General features: G+C 43.1%; 19 protein-coding genes. 4 read left to right on the forward strand and 15 right to left on the reverse strand.

Annotated features, from left to right (window positions below; genetic code table 11):
• Positions 1 to 18: 18 nt before the first annotated feature.
• The 5 genes from HDF25_RS20430 to HDF25_RS20450 all read right to left on the reverse strand — a co-directional run bounded on the left by HDF25_RS20430 (position 19) and on the right by HDF25_RS20450 (position 3228).
• Entirely contained in the window at positions 19 to 300 is a 282-nt protein-coding gene (locus tag HDF25_RS20430) for a GNAT family N-acetyltransferase (RefSeq protein ID WP_184628225.1), read from the reverse strand.
• A 36-nt stretch (positions 301 to 336) separates the two neighbouring features.
• Positions 337 to 1218: a pirin family protein gene (locus tag HDF25_RS20435; protein WP_184628227.1), complete on the reverse strand. Its 882-nt coding sequence runs from the start codon at positions 1216 to 1218 to the stop codon at positions 337 to 339.
• 54 nt (positions 1219 to 1272) lie between these two features.
• Entirely contained in the window at positions 1273 to 1842 is a 570-nt protein-coding gene (locus HDF25_RS20440; RefSeq protein WP_184628229.1) for a Crp/Fnr family transcriptional regulator, read from the reverse strand.
• A 100-nt stretch (positions 1843 to 1942) separates the two neighbouring features.
• Positions 1943 to 2416, reverse strand: a complete 474-nt coding sequence (locus HDF25_RS20445) for a RidA family protein (protein ID WP_184628231.1) — start codon at positions 2414 to 2416, stop codon at positions 1943 to 1945.
• Entirely contained in the window at positions 2413 to 3228 is an 816-nt protein-coding gene (locus HDF25_RS20450) for an alpha/beta hydrolase (protein WP_184628233.1), read from the reverse strand. Before HDF25_RS20450 ends, HDF25_RS20445 begins: the two co-directional genes overlap by 4 nt.
• Before the next feature lie 89 nt (positions 3229 to 3317).
• Between HDF25_RS20450 and HDF25_RS20455 the strand changes: the two genes are divergently transcribed.
• On the forward strand, positions 3318 to 4016 hold the full coding sequence (locus tag HDF25_RS20455) for a murein L,D-transpeptidase family protein (RefSeq protein WP_184628235.1): 699 nt from the start codon (positions 3318 to 3320) through the stop codon (positions 4014 to 4016).
• 8 nt (positions 4017 to 4024) lie between these two features.
• Here the strand turns inward: HDF25_RS20455 and HDF25_RS20460 are convergent, their stop codons facing one another.
• Positions 4025 to 4423 (reverse strand): DUF4440 domain-containing protein, encoded by a 399-nt coding sequence (locus tag HDF25_RS20460; protein ID WP_184628237.1) that lies wholly within the window; start codon positions 4421 to 4423, stop codon positions 4025 to 4027.
• Positions 4424 to 4722: 299 nt separating this feature from the next.
• On the opposite strand from HDF25_RS20460, the gene HDF25_RS20465 reads away from it, so the two are divergent.
• Positions 4723 to 5601, forward strand: coding sequence for a lysophospholipid acyltransferase family protein (locus tag HDF25_RS20465; protein WP_184628239.1), 879 nt, complete (start codon positions 4723 to 4725; stop codon positions 5599 to 5601).
• Positions 5602 to 5603: 2 nt separating this feature from the next.
• On the opposite strand, the gene HDF25_RS20470 is transcribed toward HDF25_RS20465, so the two are convergent.
• The 4 genes from HDF25_RS20470 to HDF25_RS20485 all read right to left on the reverse strand — a co-directional run bounded on the left by HDF25_RS20470 (position 5604) and on the right by HDF25_RS20485 (position 11793).
• The gene (locus tag HDF25_RS20470; RefSeq protein WP_184628241.1) at positions 5604 to 6989 is read right to left on the reverse strand and encodes a TolC family protein; all 1386 of its coding nucleotides are present in this window, start codon (positions 6987 to 6989) and stop codon (positions 5604 to 5606) included.
• A 10-nt stretch (positions 6990 to 6999) separates the two neighbouring features.
• On the reverse strand, positions 7000 to 10116 hold the full coding sequence (locus HDF25_RS20475) for an efflux RND transporter permease subunit (RefSeq protein WP_184628243.1): 3117 nt from the start codon (positions 10114 to 10116) through the stop codon (positions 7000 to 7002).
• Positions 10117 to 10156: 40 nt separating this feature from the next.
• Positions 10157 to 11305, reverse strand: coding sequence for an efflux RND transporter periplasmic adaptor subunit (locus tag HDF25_RS20480; protein WP_260409419.1), 1149 nt, complete (start codon positions 11303 to 11305; stop codon positions 10157 to 10159).
• A gap of 134 nt (positions 11306 to 11439) precedes the next feature.
• Positions 11440 to 11793, reverse strand: a complete 354-nt coding sequence (locus HDF25_RS20485; protein ID WP_184628245.1) for a hypothetical protein — start codon at positions 11791 to 11793, stop codon at positions 11440 to 11442.
• A 230-nt stretch (positions 11794 to 12023) separates the two neighbouring features.
• Between HDF25_RS20485 and HDF25_RS25895 the strand changes: the two genes are divergently transcribed.
• Together HDF25_RS25895 and HDF25_RS25900 are read left to right on the forward strand one after the other, a co-directional pair.
• Positions 12024 to 12167 (forward strand): hypothetical protein, encoded by a 144-nt coding sequence (locus HDF25_RS25895; RefSeq protein WP_260409420.1) that lies wholly within the window; start codon positions 12024 to 12026, stop codon positions 12165 to 12167.
• A 29-nt stretch (positions 12168 to 12196) separates the two neighbouring features.
• Positions 12197 to 12406 (forward strand): hypothetical protein, encoded by a 210-nt coding sequence (locus HDF25_RS25900; RefSeq protein WP_411267936.1) that lies wholly within the window; start codon positions 12197 to 12199, stop codon positions 12404 to 12406.
• Between the two features lie 12 nt (positions 12407 to 12418).
• Here the strand turns inward: HDF25_RS25900 and HDF25_RS20495 are convergent, their stop codons facing one another.
• The 5 genes from HDF25_RS20495 to HDF25_RS20515 are packed head-to-tail and all read right to left on the reverse strand — an operon-like array spanning position 12419 to position 23250.
• Positions 12419 to 13312 carry a PorP/SprF family type IX secretion system membrane protein gene (locus HDF25_RS20495; protein ID WP_184628247.1) on the reverse strand — a complete coding sequence of 298 codons (894 nt, stop codon included), beginning with the start codon at positions 13310 to 13312 and terminating at the stop codon, positions 12419 to 12421.
• Positions 13313 to 13322: 10 nt separating this feature from the next.
• Complete coding sequence (locus HDF25_RS20500) at positions 13323 to 20918, reverse strand: YDG domain-containing protein (RefSeq protein ID WP_184628249.1); 7596 nt, start codon at positions 20916 to 20918, stop codon at positions 13323 to 13325.
• 46 nt (positions 20919 to 20964) lie between these two features.
• Complete coding sequence (locus HDF25_RS20505) at positions 20965 to 22116, reverse strand: ABC transporter substrate-binding protein (protein WP_184628251.1); 1152 nt, start codon at positions 22114 to 22116, stop codon at positions 20965 to 20967.
• A gap of 5 nt (positions 22117 to 22121) precedes the next feature.
• Positions 22122 to 22679 (reverse strand): phage tail protein, encoded by a 558-nt coding sequence (locus tag HDF25_RS20510; RefSeq protein ID WP_184628253.1) that lies wholly within the window; start codon positions 22677 to 22679, stop codon positions 22122 to 22124.
• A gap of 10 nt (positions 22680 to 22689) precedes the next feature.
• Positions 22690 to 23250 (reverse strand): phage tail protein, encoded by a 561-nt coding sequence (locus HDF25_RS20515; RefSeq protein ID WP_184628255.1) that lies wholly within the window; start codon positions 23248 to 23250, stop codon positions 22690 to 22692.
• Positions 23251 to 23275 lie beyond the last annotated feature (25 nt).

The following is a 23275-nucleotide window of genomic DNA, read 5'->3' on the forward strand; positions in this document are numbered from 1 at the left end:
CAGATGGATCCGACATGATTAAAATAACACGTCCTGTAAGTCCTGGTTTTTATCGAATACGCTTTTTGCAAAAGGACAAAGCGGAAGTATCTTCACTTGTTTATCCCTTGCAAATTTAACGGCTTCCAGCACCAGCTGTTTCCCCACTCCTTTTCCCGAAAATTCAGGTTCTACTTCTGTATGGTCAATAATAAATTTACCGGGACCTGCCCATACATAGGTCATACGACCAGCTTCTTTATCATTTTCTTTATCTATAAAATAGCCGTTTTTTTCCTCGTTAACCTGCTCTATATTCATCAAAAGGATCTGTTATTATGATTTAAATTAGTTTCACTACTTAGCTCGCTGCTCCGGAAGCGGCACAAACTCTGTCTCGCCCGGAACCGGAGGAAAGGATTGTTCCAGCCATTGTTTTTTAGCTTCCTCAATCCGTTCTCTGCTGGAGGCTACAAAATTCCAGTAAATAAACCTTTCTTCAGGAAATGGCTCCCCGCCAAATATATAAACTGTAGTATTCTCCTGCATTTCAAACTCGCAAAGCTGACTGTCTTTCGCAATCATGATCCGCTTGGGTTCATAAATATTCCCATCGTTTTCGATAGCTCCTTCCAGGATATATAAGGCACTCTCTCCGTAAAGCTGTTCACCGATTTTCACCTTCTGGCGGTCCTTGCTTTTTAACTCAATAAAATAAAGGGGACTAAAAACCGGTACCGGAGATTTTCTTCCGAATGCCTCTCCTGCAATCAGTTTGAAAGCAACACCATCCTGTTCCCAGACCGGCATCTCATTTTCCTCGATATGTGCAAATTCAGGGGCCATTTCTTCTTTGTCCTTTGGAAGCGACACCCAGATCTGGAGTCCGTGCAGCATCTTTTCCGAATGACGCAAATATCCGGGAGTCCGTTCCGAATGTACAATGCCGCGTCCGGCGGTCATCCAGTTTACCTGTCCGGGTTTGATCTCCACTTCATTCCCTAAACTATCTTTATGCATAATACTACCTTCAAAAAGATAAGTCAGTGTAGAAAGACCAATATGCGGGTGCGGTGGAACATCCAGGTTTTCGTGGTCGTTGAGCTGGACAGGCCCCATATGATCAATAAAAGAAAACGGGCCAACCATTCTTTTTTCCCTGAAAGGTAACAATCTACCCACTATAAAATTTCCGATATCACTCGCTCTTTCTTCGATAATCAGTTTAATATTTGACATAAGATGCTATTTTGATACTATTACAGAACTAAGGTAAGATTAAATGTTTTTTCCCTATAATTCTTTTCGGATCCGGCTCAGCTGCGTTGGCGTTACCCCAAGATAAGAAGCAATGTGATGTTGTTTAAGACGTGAGGTCAATCCGGGATATTCCTTTAAAAAAGTCTGGTAGCGTTCTTTTGCCTGCTGATATTTGAGCGTGATTTCCATCTCCTCCTTATCTATTATCCAATGCTTCTCTATGTATTTGATATGAAAGATAGCCAGATCAGGAAACCGCTCGATCAGTTTCCAGAAAGAAAAGGCATCATATTCTATGATCTCTGTATCCTCCAGTGCACAGACATTAAATAAACTGGGTTCCTTTTTGATTAAGGCCGCGGTAGAAGCAACAAAAGAATTTTCGGCAAAGAACCTCTTGATTACAATATTCCCATCAATGGTAATATAATAATAAGAGAATAAACCTTTTTTCACAAAAGCCACTGACTTAGGAATATTTCCCTGCCTGAGCCAGTAATCATGCTTAGCTATAGTTTTGACCCTTACAATCTTTAAGACTTCTTCTATACAGGCTGCAGAAAGTGGCGCATATTGATTGAGTGCTTTAACAAATGAATCCATTTTCAATCCTCTTGTTTTGTCCTCGATAAATATCGGATTATTTCATACGAAACCTGCCTGATCCTTCTTTTGTTGCTTTATAATTATAATTCCCCTAGGATTAAAGAGCCTGATCCTTTAGAACTGCCATAGCATCGATCTCGATTAACATCCCATCCAGTGCTAAACGCGAAACCGGTATCAGTGTATTGACCGGGAATTTCTCATCAGGCCAGATCTTTTTTGACTCAGCGATCAGGATTTTGTGCTTTTCAGCATCATAATCTACGACTAATGTAGTCAGTTTGACAATATTGGCCAGTGTCAGCCCTTTACTTTTAAGTGCAATCGCCAGGTTCTTTAAAGTAAAACCTGCTTGTGTTGCAAAATCTTTGCTTAATCCACCTTTTTCGTCAGTTCCGGCTTGTCCGGCAACGAACACAAGAGTGCTGTTCGCCGGAACTGTCGCCATATGCGAATAGCCATGAGGACGAGGGTCATACAGACCTTTTGGATTAGAAATTTCCTGTGCGACAGACCGGTTACTCAGAACCCCTGCCGTAGTCAGCACAATTAGTGATTTAATGATATTCATGATTGCGTGAAATAGTTATGGATAAATAAGAATTGAAAAGCAGCAGCAGCCGACCAGTAAGCGGTGTTATGTGCTCCCGGACGTTCGATATAATCGTGTTCTATCTTCAATCCGATCAGCTTTTGATGTAAGGCCCTGTTGATTTCCAGTAAAGGATCATCCAACCCACAGTCAATGATCAGTTTTAATTCTTTGTTTTGTAATGAAGATACCGCATCACTGGCTGTATGCTTTTCCCAGCTTTGCTGATGGCCTGGATAATCACCCAGACTTTTCTCAATTCCATAGGCATTTTCAAACGGTCTGAAATCAACCGCTCCGCAAGTACTGCCTGCTGCCCCAAATAATTCTTTGTGACGGATAGCGGTAAAGAGTGCCCCCTGTCCTCCCATACTCCAGCCGTAAATGGCTCTTTTTTCTCTTCTGGCCAGTGTAGGATAGTGCTTATCGGTATAACTAACCAGTTCTTTACTGATAAAACTCTCGTAGCGGAGCTGATCATTCACCGGACTGTCAAAATACCAGCTGTCGAATCCTCCGTCAGCAAGGACAAAAATCATTTTATAGGCATCAGCCTGTGCACTCAAATCGGGAATATCCTGTTTAAAGGTTCTCACTGCATTTCCACTATAACCATGTAATACATAAACTACCGGAAACCTGGCAGTATCTTTCGTTTTACCAGGTGTAATAAAAATACAACGGACTTCTTTCTTCATCAGTGCACTAGGCACGGCAACTGTATCTACTTTTGCCGCAAATGTAGAACCGGCTAAAAGGATAATTGCTAAAAAAACTAACAGATGTTTCATATTATATATATTTATCAGACAAAGTACAGGCTAATTAATCTGCCAAACATTTACATATGTTGAGGAAATAAAGTAATTTTCAGTCCTATATGAGAACAGCCATTTACACCATCCTTTTACTGATTATGTCACAGTCTTTGTCCGCACAGAATAACTTTAAACAGCAGCAGAATACCTTTGAAAGGGTGAAAAATGCCTATGCCGAAAAATGGACAGAGCTACACAACAAACTGTCTCAGGGTGGGTTTAAGGATGATTTTCAGGTGTACATCAATGCCTATAAAAAGGAAGGGAAATTAGAAATCTGGATCAAAGATAAAATCCACTCCACCTACAGTCTGTTCAGGACCTACGATTTCAGTGCACATTCTGGCGTTTTAGGGCCAAAAACTAAAGAAGGTGATCTGCAAACTCCTGAAGGCTCTTATTTCATTGACAGGTTCAATCCGGAAAGCCGTTTTTATTTATCCTTGGGAATTAATTATCCAAATGCTATGGACCTGGAGAGAAGTGGAACAAATAATCCGGGTTCGGACATTTACATCCACGGTGATCAGGTTACTGTTGGCTGTATTCCCCTGACCAATGACAAAATAAAGGAAGTTTATATTCTGGCAGTCGAAGCGCAGAACAGTGGACAAACACAAATCCCTGTTCATATTTATCCCTTTAAAATGACAAAGGAAAATATGAAAAGAGAATTGTTAAATTTTCCGCAGCACCGCACTTTCTGGAAATCTTTACAGGCCGACTATACCTATTTTGACCAATATAAAAATCCAGGTTAGTACTGGTGTTAAGGACACCAGGTTTCCTGTAAATGTGACCAGTAAGCCAGCCCGTCTTCTCCTTTGACAAATAAGGCACTGGCAATTCTTTTATTATCCCCCTCTTCCCTGTACTGCGATTCGGTGTAAGTCATCAGCACGCAATTGTCGTTGATATAATGTGTGGCAATCTCATGGAGTTCTATCCTGATATCGGGTTTAATCCCATATACGGCAGGCAACCATGCTGCCAGCGCCTTGTAATCCATGGCTTTTCCACCTGGGGTGACCATGATAAAATCCTGACGGAATTTTTCCAGTAAAAGTGTTTCCGTAGCCTGGTCACTGGTGCTGTCACCACGAAACCATTCCTCAATATTTTTGATAAACAGCCTGATTTCTGCTGCCGCTTGTGTCGCTAATTCCATATCGTTCTGAGCTTAAAAAAAAATAAAACTAGGTCTTTATTTTAATATCCCATAAGGGTAAATGCATTTAAGGTTGTCAAAAGATAAAATGCGCTAAAAATGGACATCATCTTAAACCCACAACTCGTCAACAGCTCACCTCTGGTGGTCAATTGTTTTTCTGAAAAAAAAATAACTCCTCTAATTTAGCTATCCTATGACAGGCCAAAACCATACCCTCTGTTTTCTGTTCAGCAGTTTTCTTGCTATAGCCCTGATACTTGCTATTGCGGTCATTATTTACTTATTAAAAGTTGTTCATGAATCTTGTGAAGAATAAAATTTACAACCCGGTTTATCACCTGGTTTATCTCCCGATCTACCTGGTCAGCCTGCTCCCATCACCATTAATTAGTGTGACCCTTGGACAATTTCTCTATTTTATATCTTACCGGATTTTCAGATATCGTTATAACGTAGTGCTGCAAAATCTTTCCCGGTCATTGCCAGCTAAATCTTATGCAGAAATTCAGCAGATCGCCAAGGAATTCTATAAACACCTGGCCTGCATGATTATGGAGACACTCAAACTGTTCTCTGTCAGTCTGGAATCAATGGATAAAAAGGTAACGCTGGTTAATCCTGAACTTTTACATCATTATCATCAGCAAAACAGGAATATAATTGCTGTTTTAGGCCATTATGGAAACTGGGAATACCTGAACATTTTGCCGGCACAGCTTCCTTTCAAAGTGAATGCGATTTACAAACCACTGTCCAGTCAGGTGATGGATAAACTGGTACATCATGTCCGCGGCCGTTTTGGGATGCGGCTGCTAGCCTCGAACCAGGCCCTGAGATATTTGCTTAAACAAAAGGACCAGCCCCAACTGTCCATTTTCCTTGCGGATCAGTTTCCCGGCGATACTGAACAAGTCAAATTTGACTTCCTGCACCAGTCTACCAGTATGTTTAATGGTGCTGAAAAACTAGCGAAAGCCACCAATGCAGTTGTAGTTTATCTGGAACTGAAAAGGAAACCGGATAACTGCTGGGAAATTGGTTTTTCACTGATTACCGAATCCCCGAAGGAAACCAGTAATCAGGAAATCACCAAAATTTTTGCCGGTAAATTACAACAGACGATCAAGGGTGACCCAACCTACTGGTTATGGTCACACCGGAGATGGAAATATTAAACCTATTTCCATCCCCCGCCTAATGCGCGGTATAACAGGACAACTGCCTGCAACTGCTGTAACTGGTCATTGACCTGACTCAGCTGAGCAGCCAGATAACTTTGCTGTGCGGTCAGCACCTCTGTATAATTTGCCGAGCCGTATCTAACCAGCGCCTGTGTATACTTGACTGATTTTTCCAGGTTTTCGAGCTGACTGGCCCTGGTAATTCTTTTTTCTGAAGCCCTCTGGTAAGAATACATCGCATTGGAAACCTCCTGGCCGGCAATCAATACCGCACTTTGAAAACTCAGTACAGCCTGCTGTTGTTGCTCCATCGCAACTTTCAATCTGGTTTTATTCGCTCCGCGGTTAAAGATAGGCTGGGTAAGTCCGGCAGTTAAACTACTGATCCAGGATCCGGGGCCAAAGAAGCTGCTGTAACTGTTATATCCTCCGGATGCAGAAATGGTAAGTGAAGGATAAAAATAAGTCCTTGCTACATTACTTAATTCAAATGCATTCTTGAAGTTATATTCTGCAGCCTGTACATCTGGCCGGTTAGCTAATAACTGGACCGGGACCCCTGTCTGCAGCAAAGCAAGCGGATGTATCTGTGCAAACTGACTTCTTTCGATAGGTGCAGGCGCCCTGCCCAGCAATAGGTTTAAACCATTTTCTGTTTCTCTGATCGATTGCATCAGATCGGGGATAGTAACTGCCACTGCAAACTTACTGGATTCACTCTGTACAACTGCCGCTCCTGTTACCACATCGGCCGTTTTCAGCTTTTTCATAATATCAACAGTAGTCTGCCAGTTTTTCAGACTCTCGCGGGTAATGACCAGTTGCTCATCTAAAGCCAGCAGGCGATAATAATTAGTGGCAATATTACTGACTAATGTAGTCTGTACTGCTTTTGCACTGGCTTCTGCCTGTAATAAAGAAGCCAGGTTGGCTCTTTTGGCGCTGCTGAGTTTACCCCATAAATCTGCTTCCCAACTCGTGGTCAGTTCAGCCTGATACTGATACGGGATCACTGTTTTCCCCAGTATACCAGGATTTGAAGAACTGCTGGTTGTCACACTCGCATCAGTACCCAGTGTAGGAAAAAAGGCCAGCCTGGTTTGCTCAAAATAAGCTTCTGATTGTCTGATACGGGAATAAGCAGCTTTCAGGTCGAGGTTATGTCTGATCCCTTCGCCAATTAGCTTTTGTAACAGTGTATCGGTAAACATCTCTTTCCAGTGCAAATCGGCAATGGTCGTGGTATCTTTAGTGACAATTTCTCTGTATAAACCATCCATATCCAAAGCTGGTCGCTGATAAGGATGAGTTACTTTACAGGAGGCTATTAATATTATAATCAGCCCTGCAAGAGGTGGATAAATTCTCAAATATCGGTTCATCTGTTCGTATTTATAATTTGTGATCGGGTTTGCTTTTCAATTTCTCTTGCAGTGTCTGAAAAAGGATAAATAAAGTTGGTGTAATAAAGAGACCGAAAATTGTTCCGACAAGCATCCCGCCCACAGCACCGACACCAATAGAACGGTTACCATTGGCTCCTGCGCCTGTAGCCAGCATTAAGGGGACCAGCCCAAGTATAAAAGCAAATGAAGTCATCAGGATCGGACGAAGCCTTGCCTGTGCCCCTTTCACCGCAGCTTCTGTGATATCCATACCCGAACGTCTTCTTTCTACAGCAAACTCGACAATCAGGATAGCGTTTTTAGCTAGCAGCCCGATGAGCATGACCAGCGTAATCTGAACATAGATATTATTACTGATCCCGAATAAATGCGCGAACATAAAAGCTCCGGCTGTTCCTACCGGTATCGTCAATAGAATGGATAAGGGCAGCAAATAACTTTCATACTGAGCGCTCAGCAGTAAATACACAAAGACAAGGCACAACAGGAAGATAAATATCGTCTGGCTGTTTCCGGCAAGCTCCTCTCTGGTAATCCCTGAATATTCATAACTATATCCTGCAGGAAGTGTTTTTGCTGCTACTTCCTGTATGGCCGTAATCGCCTGACCAGAACTATAGGTCGAATTAGGGGTACCGTTAATACTGATCGAATTGAATAAGTTAAACCTGGTAATAGCCTGGGGTCCGTAAGCCTGGGTCAGGGTAAAAAACTCAGTTACCGGAACCATCTGCCCATCTGGTGTACGGACAAAAACACCATTCAGACTTTCTGGGGTCATCCTGTATTCAGGTGAAGACTGTACCATTACCCTGAACTGCTGTCCGAACTGGTTAAAGTTCGAGGCATAAATCCCTCCGTAATAACCTTGCATAGCATTGGTCACATCTGACACATTCAGGCCCGCATCCTTAATCTTCGGCACATTCATATTCATCAGGTACTGTGGGAAGTTGGGATTAAAGGAAGTCGTAGCGAACTGTATTTCCGGACGCTCTGAAAGGGCAGACAAAAAGTCTTTACTGGTTTTATAAAATGTAGCAATATCTCCTCCGGTACGATCCTGTAACTGAAAAGCGAAACCGTTCGTGGCTCCAAATCCCTGGATGGTTGGTGGTGCAAAAAACTTAACCTCTGCTTCTGTGATGTTATTTGACTTTTTAATCAGCTCATCGATAATAGCCTGCACATCTCTTTTACGCTGCTCCCAGGGAATTAACCGCATCACTACTGTCGCATAATTACTTCCACTACCGGAAAGCTGTCCGCGGCCTGTAACTGCCAGTACATTATTGATTTCGGGGATAGTATGTGCCAGTTTTTCTATTTTACGGGTCACTACATCTGTTCTCTCCAGTGAAGCATCGGGAGGAAGTGTGATATTACAATTGACTGCACCCAGATCTTCATTCGGTACAAATCCAGTCGCTGTATTTTTCGCAAGGAAGAACAATGCAACCATAAAAAATCCAAGGATAGATAAAGGTATCCATTTCTGTTTACTGAAGAAACTGATGGCATTCGCATACTTGTTGCTCATCCTTTCGAAAGAAGCATTAAAAGCAGCATAGAATTTCTCCAGGTAGCTCATCTGTTTTCCTTTTTCATGATGGCTCTTCAGAAACAAAGCACAAAGTGCAGGGCTCAATGTCAAAGCATTGATCGCAGAAAGGATAATAGCGATGGCCAGTGTTAACCCGAACTGTTTATAAAAGACACCGGATGAACCACCGATGAAACTCACCGGGATAAATACAGCAGACATGACCAGGGTAATGGAAATAATGGCACTTGAAATCTCACCGAGCGCGTCGATACTGGCCTGCCTGGCAGAGGTATATCCGCTATCCAGCTTGGCGTGAACGGCCTCGACGACTACAATCGCATCATCTACAACAATACCAATAGCCAGGATGAGTGCAAAGAGCGTGAGCAGATTGATCGTAAAACCAAATAGCTGTAAGAAGAAGAAGGTACCTACAATAGCAACGGGCACTGAAATCGCAGGGATCAATGTTGACCTGAAATCCTGCAGGAACACGAAAACCACGACAAACACCAGGATAAATGCCTCAAACAAAGTATGCAGTACCTTGTCTATAGAGGCCGTGAGGAAATCATCGACACTCTGCAAGACGACATAATGTATTCCCGGAGGAAAGGTTTTGGAAGATTTTTCCATTACTTTCAACGTTTCACGGATCACCTCTCTGGCATTAGAGCCTGCCACCTGTGCAACGTTGATAGACACCGCAGGGTGACCATTGGTCCGGGTACTGTTGAAATAACTTAATGCACCTAATTGTATCCTTGCAATATCTTTCAGCCTTAACAAACGGCTGCCCACATTGGAACGAATAACAATATCACCGAACTGCGCCGTGTCAACCAGTGTACCCGGGTATTTAATTACATATTGGAAAGCCTGTCCACCACGTTCACCAAACTGACCGGGAGCGGCCTGGATATTCTGATCAGCCAGTGCTGCAGTAATATCGGAAGGAACCAGTCCATAAGAAGCCATAGCTTGTGGGTTCAGCCAGATCCGCATCGAATAATCCATCTGCCCGGAAGCCGATGCATCCCCTACCCCCTGAATCCTTTTGACTTCAGGAATGATATTAATATCTACATAGTTCTGCAGAAAGGTCTGATCGTAGGCAGGATTATCACTGTAAACAGAAAAAATCAACAAGGTACTGGTTTGTTTTTTCTGCACAGTTACCCCTGCTTTAGTTACTTCCTGAGGTAGCAAAGGGGTAGCACGGGATACCGCATTCTGTACATTCACCGCTGCCATATTCGGGTCACTGCCGATCTTGAAACTCACGGTAATATTCCCTGACCCGTCATTACCGGCAGTGGAAGTAATATAATCCATATTTTCAACCCCGTTGATCTGTTGTTCAAGGGGAACAATTACACTTTTCAATACCACATCTGCATTCGCTCCGCTGTAATTGGCGGATACTTGTACAGTTGGTGGGGCAATATCAGGATACTGGGAGATTGGAAGGGATAAAAGGCCAAGTACACCCAGGGTAACTATAATAATAGATACCACGGTTGATAATACCGGACGTTCAATAAATAGCTTTAACATATGCTGATACTTCTTTAATTAATTTGTAGGATAACCAAGCTTAAGGATTGTTGTAAACGCTATCGGCATTTACCTTTGTAGGTTTGATTTCGAGACCTTCTCTTAGATTGGAGATACCATCTGCTACTATTTTGTCACCAGCTTTTAAGCCTTTCTGAACCACGAAAGAATCACCGGAACTGGCAGCTGTTGTAATTTCCACTGACTTTACTTTATTGGAAGCATCCAGGATATAGACAAAAAGTTTACCCTGTATCTGGTAGGTTGCTTTCTGAGGCACCAGTAAGGCCGCGTCTATAGTCCGCGGGATCCTGACTACGGCACTGCTTCCGCTTCTTACCAGTCCGTTATGATTTGGGAAAGTTGCCCTCATATTAATAGACCCTGTCTGGGCATTGATTAAACCACTTGCCGTTTCTACTTTTCCGGTTGTAGGAAGTACATTTCCGTTAGCCAGCACTAACGATACTGGTGGCAGCGTAGTTAACTTTTGCTGCATTGTTACTCCTTTGGCAGCCAGGAAAAAGTCAAGCCCCTGTCTTTCATTGATCGAAAAATAGGCATATATTTTTTCAATATTTGATACGGTAGTCAGCGGGTTTGTAGTGGTACTGCTCACTAAACTTCCAATTTTATAGGGCAGTGTACCGATTACCCCATCCACAGGGCTATAAATTTTGGTGTAACTCAAATTTGTTTTGGCATTATTCAAGGCAGCTTTGGCCTGAGCCAGCGCCCCTTGTCTTGATTCAAGGGTATATTGTGCAGATTCCAGCTGGTACGGACTCACAATATCTCCATCTACGAGTGGTTTTACTTTATCTACATTCATCCTGGCTGCATTCACATCTGCAACAGCTATTTTGATATTGGCTTCTGTTGTTTTTACATTCTGTTCGTACTGGGGTGCATTGATCGTAAACAGCAATTGTCCTTTTTTCACAGAAGCTCCCTCATCGACATAAATGTCAGCTACATATCCATCAATTTTTGGACGTATTTCTATATTTTGTATCCCCTGAATAGTGGCAGGATAATCTGAATAAATACTGGCCGTTTTGGGTGAAAGCGTAATTACAGGATAGGGTTTAGCCTGATCGGTGGTTTTATCTTTGTTTTTTTTGTTTCCGCACGAGGACAGGATAACAAGGATTGCCATAGTGGCTAAATGGATTTTTGGAGTGTTCATAGGTAATTCAGAAATTTTATTAGGGGGAAAAAGCGCTTATACATACAAGGTACTTCATATCAACATCTTAATGAATTAAAATGGATACAAAATAGTATAAAACGGAAAAAAAATTCCGGCGGATCAGATATATTTTAGCAATAAGGCGGGGCCCTGAGCGGAAGCAGCCGGTTATGATGGCCGCTGGGACTTTTAATGGTATACAATACCCGATAGGACAACACAACCAGAGCGGGAGGTATCAACCCAATATTATAGGCTACCGGAGGAAGAATATCAGACTGAAAATCCTGTGTAAAACACAGTAATCTGCAATGGATGATTTTAGCGCCGACCAGCGGGGTTCTTAAAATACTTTGTTCTACAGATTCTCCCCGATGCGAAAAAACATCCGCATACCTGACCATTGTACGTCCGTGCAAGCCAAAAATAATGGTTAGGATCAATAAAAATTTAAGTACGGCAGCCAGGATTTTTCCTGTTTTCATTCGGGGGATATTTTTATTATGGAACGCGGCAAAGATATCTATTAATTCTCTTTGAATACTGAACACTACAGTAACTATTTTGTTTTAAATATTCTTGTCGCAAATCACCCCTTAGTTTGTCTTCAATACCTATTTTGAGAAAACAAATTTCGTCTTAATTTTAATTCAATCAATTACAACCCCTTCATGTGCCGTCACATAAGCAATTATTAACCTCAAAAAAAATAAAGATGAAAATTAAAAGTATTAAAATTATTTACTGGATCACGACTGTGCTCCTGGCCCTGTTTATTTTACCAGGCATATTTTTCATGAACAGCCCTATGGCACTGGAAGGAACCAGACATCTGGGGTTACCACAAGGTTCCATATAGAAGCCAGTATAGGTGCTTTCATTGGCGGATTGATCCTGATTATACCGAAATTACCTTCACGCCTTAAAGAATGGGCTTATGTGGCCCTGGGCATTCAGTATATCTCGGCTTTAATCGCCCACCTGTCTGTAGATGGGATGGTTCCGATGTCTTTTGCACCTATACTGGTGTTTGCTATCTTATTAATTTCTTACCTGTGTTATCATCGTATCATCAGGTCTGTAAATGTACAGGGGTAACTAAGGTTTTATCTAGAACACTCTGAACCTTAAACTGAGTTCAAAGTTTCCATCTACATAACCTCTCAGTGCTGCAGTTCCGGTTGTATAACTGGCACTCAGGTTAAATGCCTGGAACTGTAGCCCCATACCAAAACTAGCACTTTGTGTAGAATGGTACATACCAAATACATTGACTTGTTTATTGGCAAAGACAAGATTAGCGCCGGCGTCAAAGATATCTGTATATCCTTTTACGCCACGTAAAGCAACTTTGGGTTCTACATCGAAACCATCTTGTCCTGGTGTCAGTGTCAGCCGGTAACTTGCTGCCGTATAAAAAGTAGCCTGGTCAATCGCATTGTTTACATCGGTTTTATGAAATACACTTTTCAGATTGGGCAATGCTGCCTGTAAAGTTAATCTGTTTGCGGTATAAGCCACTCCAAAATCCCCGTCCAGATAAGTTGCCCTTTGGTTATACTGACTAATCGCTACATCATTGGGATCACCGTTCACCAGGTTTTCATTCAGCCTCTCATTCGAGAAACCAAATGAGACCCCAAAATGCAGCTGATCATTTCTATCATTTAACTGTAGGTGGTAGGCATAGGTACCGACAACTCTTGTCCAGCGCTGCAGACCTATCTTGTCATTACTGACATTCAGACCCAGTCCTACCCTGTTATTAATTCCATAGCTACCTGTCCCCGACTGGGTGACAGTAGAGCCAGGTATGTTATTCCATTGTGCACGATAAGCCAGGTTAAAAGTCAGTCCAGTATCTATTCCGGCCATTGCCGGGTTACCCAGGTACTGATTCTGGTAATACATTGCCGCCAATGGATTTAATTGTGCGTAAGATTGGCTGGAGATGAATAAAAGCAGTCCTGTTATCAGTCCAAATATTGAGAGATTCCTTTTCATTTTCTTTGTTTTAATTGTTTCTAACCAGCGTTATAAAGCCTTTGAATTTGCTTCGGCCGTCTCCAAAATCTATAACATAAAAGTAGGTGCCTTCACTCAGCGGACTACCATTCACTGTTCCATCCCAGCTATTATCATATGCCTTTTTACTATAAACCTGTCTTCCGGCACGATCAAATATTTTCACTTCATTGTTAGGGTACACATCAATATTCCTCACTACCCATTTATCATTGACACCATCTCCGTTCGGTGTTAAAACATTCGTTGCATCAATGGTACGGTAATCGTCAAGGACATCAATGGTAATCAGCTGTGTACTGCTGCAACCTGATGCATTGGTAGCTGTTACTGTGTATGAAGTTGTCTGTGTTGGTCTCACTGTGAGTATCGCTGTGTTCTGTGCACCGATGATACCTGAAGCATTTGCCCATACATAGGTATTTCCTCCGCTGGCGATCAGTCTGGTCGTAACACCTTTTGATAGTGATGTTCCAGCTTCTGAAATAATGCTCAGTACCGGAACCGGGTTGATATTCAGCGCAAAGGTTCTGCTATAGGTGTCTACTCCACCATTAGCTGTTCCACCGTTATCTTTCACAGTCACTGTAATTCTTGCAGTTCCTGAAACTGAGTTGTTGGCCAGATAATAAGTCAGTGTTCCATTTCCATTAGCTCCCTGGCTTACTCTCAGATCACTGAACATCGACGGATTATCAGAAGTCACACTTAAGGTTGTGGTCTGAGTTGTCTCTGGTCCCGGAGTGATACCGCTTAGTGCAATGGTTTGTTTACTGGTTGTATTACACTGGGTCAGATCAGCTATTGCATTCAGTGTCGGAACTTCATTGACATCATTCAGATAAATATTGAATTGTTTATCTAAAGTCAATCCATACTGGGTTGTACTTCTGACTACAATACTATAAACAGCCTGTTGTTTGAAGTTCAGGACTTTTGCAGTAACGACCTGGTTACCACTGATAGCAAATGAACTATTATCAATATCTCCGGCTCCGCCAACCAGCGTATAAGTAAAGGTTGCATTCGGATCTAGAGAGGTACTGCTTAATGTTCCTGCCACCGCTCCTACAGGTCTTTTCTGATATAAAGGCTGTGGCGTGAAAGTTATGCTGGTTGGTATACCTGGTTTTATAGTCAGTACACCGTTTGCATAAGTGATAGCATAATTGGCCGCTGCCGCACCACTAACCAGTATCGGATAATCACCGGCTAAAGATGTGTTAGTGGCAGTAGTTGTTTCAGTGACTGGTGTAGTCAGTACAGCTGCTGTTTCTCCATTGACAAAACCAGTATAAGTTATAGTCAGTGGAGGTACAGTTGTACCTTGTATCATCTGTTTATTGTCTGCTGTAACAAGTAATGGCTGAGCTGTAATTATGCCGGTGTTATTGTTCAGGCTGGAGGTAGTCAGGACATAGTTTCCTGCATCTGTTCCTGTCAGTGCCAGGCCGATAACAGTTACCAATTTTCCTGTGGCTACGTTTGCATTGTCATAAACTCCCTGAGCCGGATTATTCAGCGCTACATTCTCTGAACCTACCTGACCACTGAAACTGTAATTACTTGCATTTAAGAAAGCAGTTGTGCTTCCGTCATAAACTTTAGTAATTGTTCCGGTCAGTAAAGGTGTAATGCTGGCTGAGGTAATTGTGCCCGGTGCGGTTAAGCTGGTTGTTGAAATCGAATAGTTGGCCGCGTCGGCACCTGTTAATCCTACAGCGTTAACAGTTACTGTACGACTGCCAGTATTTTTCTGGTCGTATGTTCCGCCAGAAGGGTTATTCAGCGCTACCTGATCAGTACCGATATTACCTGTAAAGCTGTAATTCGCTCCTGATAAAGTGGCTGTGGTAGTACCGTCATAAACTTTAGTGATGGTACCGGCCAATACGGGAACTATAGTCGCTGAGGTAATTGTTCCCGGAGCAGTTAAACTGGTGGCCGAAATTGTGTAGTTGGTTGCGTCAGTTCCTGTAAGGGCTAAACCACTCACAGATACAGTACGGTTACCTACTATTTTCAGATCATAAGTTCCTGCCACAGGGTTATTCAAGGCTACCTGATCTCCACTGACATTACCTGAGATACTATAATTAGATCCTGATAAGGTAGCTGTAGTAGTTCCATCATAAGCTTTAGTAATCGTTCCGGCAAGTACAGGGACGATAGTTGCTGAGGTAATTGTTCCAGGTGCGGTTAAACTGGTCGTTGAAATAGAATAGTTGGCTGCATCAGTTCCTGTCAGGGCTAAACCACTCACAGATACAGTACGGTTACCTACAATTTTCAGGTCATAAGTTCCTGCTAATGGATTATTCAGGGCTACCTGATCGGCACCGATATTACCTGTAAAGCTATAATTAGCTCCTGATAGCGTAGCTGCAGTGTTTCCGTCATAAATTTTTGTGATGGTACCGGCAAGCACTGGGGTAATAGTTGCAGAAGTAATTGTTCCCGGCGCTGTTAAGCTGGCAGCTGAAATCGTGTAGTTAGCTGCATCAGTTCCGGTCAGGGCTAAACCTGTTACCGTTACTGTACGATTACCCGCGTCTTTCAGATCATAAGTTCCTGCAGCTGGATCATTCAGGGCTACCTGATCTCCGCCAACATTCCCCGAGATACTGTAGTTTGCTCCTGATAAGGTAGCTGTCGTGTTTCCATCATAAACTTTAGTGATAGTACCGGCAAGCACTGGGATAATAGTTGCTGAAGTAATTGTTCCAGGAGCAGTTAAACTGGTCGCTGAGATCGAATAGTTGGCAGCATCAGTTCCGGTCAGGATTAAACCTGTTACCGTTACTGTACGGTTACCCGCAATTTTCAGATCGTAAGTTCCGGAAGCCGGATCGTTCAGGGCTACCTGATCTGCACCAACATTACCTGTAAAGCTATAATTAGCTGCTGATAAGGTAGCTGTAGTATTTCCATCATATACTTTAGTGATGGTCCCAGCAAGTACAGGAGTAATAGTTGCTGAAGTAATTGTTCCAGGAGCAGTTAAACTGGTCGCTGAGATCGAATAGTTGGCAGCATCAGTTCCGGTCAGGGCTAAACCTGTTACCGTTACTGTACGGTTACCTGCAATTTTCAGATCATAGGTTCCGGAAGCCGGATCGTTCAGGGCTACCTGATCTGCACCAACATTACCTGTAAAGCTATAATTAACTGCTGATAAAGTGGCTGCAGTGTTTCCATCATATACTTTAGTAATTGTTCCAGCCAATACAGGGATAATAGTTGCTGCGGTAATAGTTCCCGGAGCGGTTAAACTGGTTGTTGAAATCGAATAGTTGGCTGCATCTGTTCCGGTCAGGGTCAAACCTGTTACCGTTACTGTACGGTTACCCGCAATTTTCAGATCATAAGTTCCGGAAGCCGGATCGTTCAGGGCTACCTGATCGGCACCAATATTACCTGTAAAGCTATAATTAGCTGCTGATAAAGTGGCTACCGTGTTTCCATCATAAACTTTAGTAATCGTTCCTGCCAACACAGGGATAATGGTTGCCGAGGTAATTGTTCCCGGAGCCGTTAAGCTTGTGGTTGAAATCGTGTAATTCGCAGCATCTGTTCCTGTTAATGCTAAACCAGCTACTGTTACTGTACGGTTACCCGCAGTTTTCAGATCGTAGGTTCCTGCTGCAGGATTGTTCAGGGTTACCTGATCTGCACCAATATTACCTGTAAAGCTATAATTGGCTCCAGTTAATGTAGCTGTGGTAGTCCCGTCGTAAACTTTGGTAATCGTTCCTGCCAGCACTGGTACAATAGTCGCTGCGGTAATTGTTCCCGGAGCAGTTAAACTGGTTGTCGAAAGCGTATAGTTGACAGCGTCTGTTCCGGTCAGGGCTAAACCTGTTACGGCTACAGTACGGTTACCAGCAATTGCCAGATCGTAAGTCCCGGCAGCTGGATTATTCAGCGTTACAACGTCTGCACCAATATTACCAGTAAAGCTATAGTTAGCTGCTGATAAAGTGGCTGCAGTTGTTCCGTCATAAACTTTAGTAATCGTTCCTGCCAGTACAGGCGTAATAGTCGCTGCAGTAATTATTCCCGGCGCAGTCAAACTGGTCGTTGAAATCGTATAGTTGACTGCATCAGTTCCGGTCAGGGCTAAACCTGTCACAGTTACCGTACGGTTACCTGTTGTTTTCAGACTATAATTTCCTGTTACAGGATTATTTAATGCGACCTGGTCAGCACCGATATTACCGGTAAAGCTATAGTTCGCTGCTGATAAGGTGGCTGTAGTAGTTCCGTCGTAAACCTTCATAATTGTTCCTGCCAGTACAGGGACAATCGTTGCCGAGGTAATTGTTCCCGGCGCCGTTAAGCTGGTTGTTGAAATCGTATAGTTAACAGCATCAGTTCCGGTCAGGGCTAAACCTGTCACCGTTACTGTACGGTTACCTGCTGTTTTCAGATCATAGGTTCCACTTGCCGGATTATTCAGGGTTACATTTTCCACACCTACCAAACCGCTGAAACTATAATTTGCAGCTGTTAAGGTTGCGGCTGTTGTTCCGTCATAAGGTTTGGTAATGGTTCCTGCCAGTACCGGTATAATCGTCGCTGAAGTAATTGTACCCGGTGCAGTTACAGTGGTCGTAGAAAGTGTATAATTGACTGCATCTACCCCTGAGAGTGACAAACCAATAGCAGTAACTACACGGCTGCCAGCGTCTTTAATATTATAGGTTCCAATGGGTGGATTAATCAGGGTTACAGCATCTGTTCCGATAACTCCCAGAATGTTAAAATTAGCTGTCGATAAAACGGCTGTAACATTCCCATCATAAACCTTCGTAATTGTTCCTGCCAACACAGGTGTTATCGTTGCAGTGGTAATAGTTCCCGGTGCGGTTAAACTGAGGGTAGACAGCGTATAATTTGCAGCATCAGTTCCTGTCAAAGCTAAACCAGTAACTGTTACTGTACGGCTACCCGCAGTTTTCAGATCGTAGGTTCCTGCTGCAGGATTATTCAGGGCCACATTTTCCGTCCCTACCAGACCACTGAAGCTGTAGTTTCCAGCTGTTAAGGTTGCGGTTGTAGTACCATCATAAACTTTAGTTATTGTTCCGGCAAGTACCGGTACAATAACCGCTGAGGTAATTGTACCCGGTGCAGTTAAACTGAGCGTAGAAAGTGTATAATTGATAGCATCTGTTCCTATAAGTGCCAGACCAGTAACCGTAACCGTACGACTACCTACATTTTTCAGATCATAAGTTCCGCTGGATGGATTATTCAGGGCTACATTTTCCGTACCTACCTTACCAGTAAAGCTATAATTCGCAGCCGCTAAAGTAGCCGTCGTAGTTCCGTCATAAGTCTTCGTGATTGTTCCTGCCAGTGTCGGTGTAATAGTCGCTGAGGTAATTGTTCCAGGTGCGGTTAAGCTGAGCGTAGAAAGTGTATAATTGATAGCATCTGTTCCTGTAAGAGCCAGACCTGTCACAGTAACCGTGCGGGAACCTGCATTTTTCAGGTCATAAGTTCCGCTGACCGGATTATTCAGCGCTACATTTTCTGTACCTACCTTTCCTGTAAAGCTATAATTTCCAGCTGCTAAAGTGGCCGCTGTAGTTCCGTCATAAGTTTTCGTGATTGTTCCTGCCAGTGTTGGTACAATAGTCGCTGAGGTAATCGTTCCCGGCGCGGTAACACTGGTAGTGGACAAGGTATAATTCGCGGCATCAGTCCCGGTCAGTGTTAACCCTGTAACGGTAACGGTCCTGCTACCTACGTTTTTCAGATCATAAGTTCCACTTACAGGATTATTCAGGGCTACATTTTCTACTCCTACTTTACCTGTAAAAGTATAATTTGCTCCGGCTAAAGTCGCTGTTGTAGTTCCGTCATAAGTTTTGGTAATGGTTCCTGCCAGTGAAGGCACGATGACTGCCGGAGTGATATTACCTGTAGCTGTAACTGTGTTCAGCGTATAATTCGCACTTGCGGCACCTGTTAAACCCAATCCTACAAAACTGATTGTTTTATTATTCGCTACAGTTGCATCGCTAAATGCCGCCGAAGTATAAGTTACACTAACTACATCAGCACCTACGACCCCACTAGCGGCATTAAGCGGGTTAAAAACTACGTTAGCATTTGCGGTTCCATCATAAGCTTTAGTAACAGCTGCGAATGTAGCTGTTAATGGTTTTTGTGCGATAACCAGTGAGAAGGCCTGAGACCCTGAACTGATACATGCGCCTGTTACCGAAACGGTAAAATTAGAAGTCCCGGCTGCTGTCGGTGTACCTGAGATAACCCCTGCAGCAGAAAGTGTTAAACCAGTTGGCAAAGTTCCTGCACTTATCGAATAAACATAAGGTGCACCACCTCCCGTAGGCGTTAAAGTCTGACTGTATGCTGTCTGATAAGTACCTGAAGCCAATGAAGACGGAGCAAGTGTAATTACCTGACTGGCCAGTGTCAGCTGTGCAGCCGTCGAAGTTACGGGACCCGCAGCACCAGTTACAATTGCCTGGTATTGATAGGTACCCAGTCCATTTACATTTGAAATTGTAAGTGTTGCACTGGTAGCTCCGGAATATACTCCTCCATTAGTAATATTCGTAAAAGTAACTCCCAGATCTGTACTCACCTGCCATTGATAAGCACAGGCATTAGTAGTTACAACAGCAAAAGTGGTTCCGGTACCTGCACACTGACTAAGTCTGTTCAGCGGCTGAGTGGTAATTGCTGCCCCGGTAACCGTAAATGTCTCGCCCGAGAAAAAAGGAGAAAAGGAAGTTCCGTCATTGAGTATCTCCCAGTTTGCAGGATTATTCAGTCTGGTTACAATAGCCGAAGCTACACCGGAAGTAGTTCCTCCCCCGGCAGCTGTTGCTTTATAACGTGCGGTATAGGCAGTATTAAATGTCGGGTCGGTCGGATCAGTCTGAACGATGGACAAATTCTGAGCTCCACTGGCCAGGCCTGCAGGTAACATCGATTCATCAGCAGCAAAAGTAGCTGGCGACAAGGTGACATCCCATCCGGAAACTCCGCCCCCATTGTTATGATTTATACTCATCCCGGCCAGAAATGTTGGTGCAGCGGGAGTACCGATAAAAGCAAAAATCTGATCACCGGAAAACACACCGAGACTCATATACTCATGAGGCGTTCCGGGAAAATTAACCCGGGTATCATAGGATTCTGTAACTGAAGTTACGACACCCGCAGCGGCATTATTCTTATCAAAAGCGGTTAAACTAAATTTACATTTGATGTAAATCTGTGTCCCTGCCACATATTTTTTATCTGCAGTCCAGAGGATCATACCATCGCTTACAGCCTGTGCATCAACCTGAAAAGCATTAGCCGAAGTCCAGCCAAAGTCTGTAAAATAAATTTGTGTACCGGCTGCGACGTCACGAAGCAGCACGAAGGAGAATTTGTCATCCTGAGTTAAGCCGTTGATCCCATCGTCCTGGAGATCATAACCGGTAAATACAAGATCACCCTTACCCAGGGTACATTGAGCTAAGGCACTATAACTAATGCCTGTAAGGAAAACTAAAGACAATAGAATGCCTTTAATTACCCTTTTGAGAGAGATTTCCATGGGATGATGGATTAGTGAGCGTTTATATAATTTAGATACTAGTGGTTTAAGAGCACATGTATGTATTGATCCATCCTGAGACAAGTCCCTGGGCTGGATGAGCACATATTTCAGTCCATTCCTGCAGTACTTCATCATAAAGCACTACTTCCTCCACGATCAGTTCATTTTCGGCCTCAAGTTTTACCCTGTACGCCGGAGAAAGCACCTGATGTGTTTTTCTATCCACATACATTACCCCTTTAGCCCCATTCATTTCATTGTTAAACAAATGAGCTAACACCTGTTTAATTTTGAAAAGTGGGTTTGCTGTAGCGGTAACAATGTAATTCGTCAGTAATACACCAGTATCCCAGCCCAATGCAGCAAAAGCATCTGGTAAACGTCCGGAACTGGCTTTAAAGACATTGCAGAAATTGATATTTTCGGCATTTTTTATGTTTACTGTCCAGGGTAAATAGGCATTCACAGTCTTGGACAGACTAAAATCTTCATCTTCCGGTAAGTGTATTTCATCCAGCATAGCTGGATTAGCAAAGATATTTAAAGGTGTTGCAGGAAACTTCTGAGCCAGCTGTTCATAAAACACAGGACTCAGATCACTGTAAACAGCCAGTATATCTTTTACTTCCGGGTTAGCTTGTATGAAATCGGAAAGAGGGTTAATGTCAAACTCATCAGCCTTGAATTTACTGACAAAATTAAAGACAATATTACTTCCTTTACTCATATAGCCATCACTGATACCATGACAAAGGCTATAACCACCGTCATAATAGGATGTAGCATTCACTGCCTTACTACTCTGATCAGCAGCAAATTTACCGGTAAGCCGGCAATGCAAAGCATAATTGAGCGTATGATAAATCACATAAGGCTGTAGTTTTACCGGGGGGTACTTAGCCCCGGTATTGACTATAATTAATAATTTCTTTAATGAACTGATCAACGGAAAAAGACATTCTACAACCGGATGATCAGCAAAAACTATTAATATATCGGCATTTTTCTCAAGAAGCATATCCTGCGCTTCTTTTAACATCTCTATCTGGTCAGTGCCAAAACCAATTGATGAAGTATGTAATTCAGGTAACAAAGCCGGGGCTAATTGTCCTAAACATCCTTTCAGCCCCGCTATAAAATTATAGGAGATCAGGGGATAAGTAGTGGAATTAGGGAGCAGTATACCTATAGTCATATTGTTTAATTTCTGGATGGGAAAATACCTAGTGTAGCAATAATAAAATTGATCACCTGGAAGGGTTGCATATTTTCATGAGCCGCACTGCTGCCAAACTGGCTCAGTACAATATTAGTATCCAGCGGCCCCATCGCATTAGTAGTTGGTGTCCGGCTGAAATATTTTTTCCCCGGGGCAATTGCCAGTCCGTTATTAATCGGCGACACCTGGGTATCAGGATTATCCGCTCTTACCTTCATTTCTACAGTTCCGGTAACAGCATGTGAATGGTTAGGTATAGTGGCATTGGTTAAAACCACACTTTCTGCCCCACCGGTCTGACCAAGAATATAGGTAGTCCCGGATGTAGCTGATCTGCCCATATGAATGGGTGTACGTCCACGCAGATCAGGCAGACCAAATGTGGTTACGCCATCACCGCCAAAATTTGTTCCTATTAAAGCAAACAGGGTTGAATTGTTCGCTATCGAGATCAAAGAGCCATCACAAAGTGCCCAGCCTGCCGGGGCAAAATTGCCTCCAAACATTGATACTTCTCCGATATAAGGTTCTGCTGCCATAATTTTAAATTTAATTTCGGGATGGAAAAACGCCTACCACGGCAATAATAAAATTGATTGCTAAATAAGGCTGTATATTATTGTGTGCCTGACCACCACCCTGCGTACTGGTAGGACTGGTCAGATTGACAATAAGAGGGGCCATAAAATCGGTCGCACTGCCCGAAGTAGAATATAGATTATCTGTAGTAGGTGATGCGGCAGGTAAACTGCCAACCGCATTGGCTGTATTAGGCGCAGCACCTGTATTGATCACAGGGTTCAATCCATGCGTATGGTTAGCCATAGTACTGTTAGTAATTACAACTGTTGTTACCCCTCCGGTATCACCGTTAGTACGGGGCGTCAGTGCCGGGCCGTTACCTTGCCCTACAATCGCATTTCCCTGGAGATTGGGAAGCCCAAAATTTGTCGTCCCGTTTCCTCCATATTGTGTTCCCAGTATAGAAAAAAGAGCGGCATTTTGATTAATTGCCAATATTTGCCCATTACAAAGCGCAAAACCTCGGGGGGCAAAATTAAAGCCAACCATACAAATTTCGCCAACATAGGATTCATCACCTGCTGCCATAATAAGTGTAGATTAAATTGTTAAA

This window comes from Pedobacter cryoconitis (assembly GCF_014207135.1).
Taxonomy (GTDB): Bacteria; Bacteroidota; Bacteroidia; order Sphingobacteriales; family Sphingobacteriaceae; genus Pedobacter; species Pedobacter cryoconitis_D.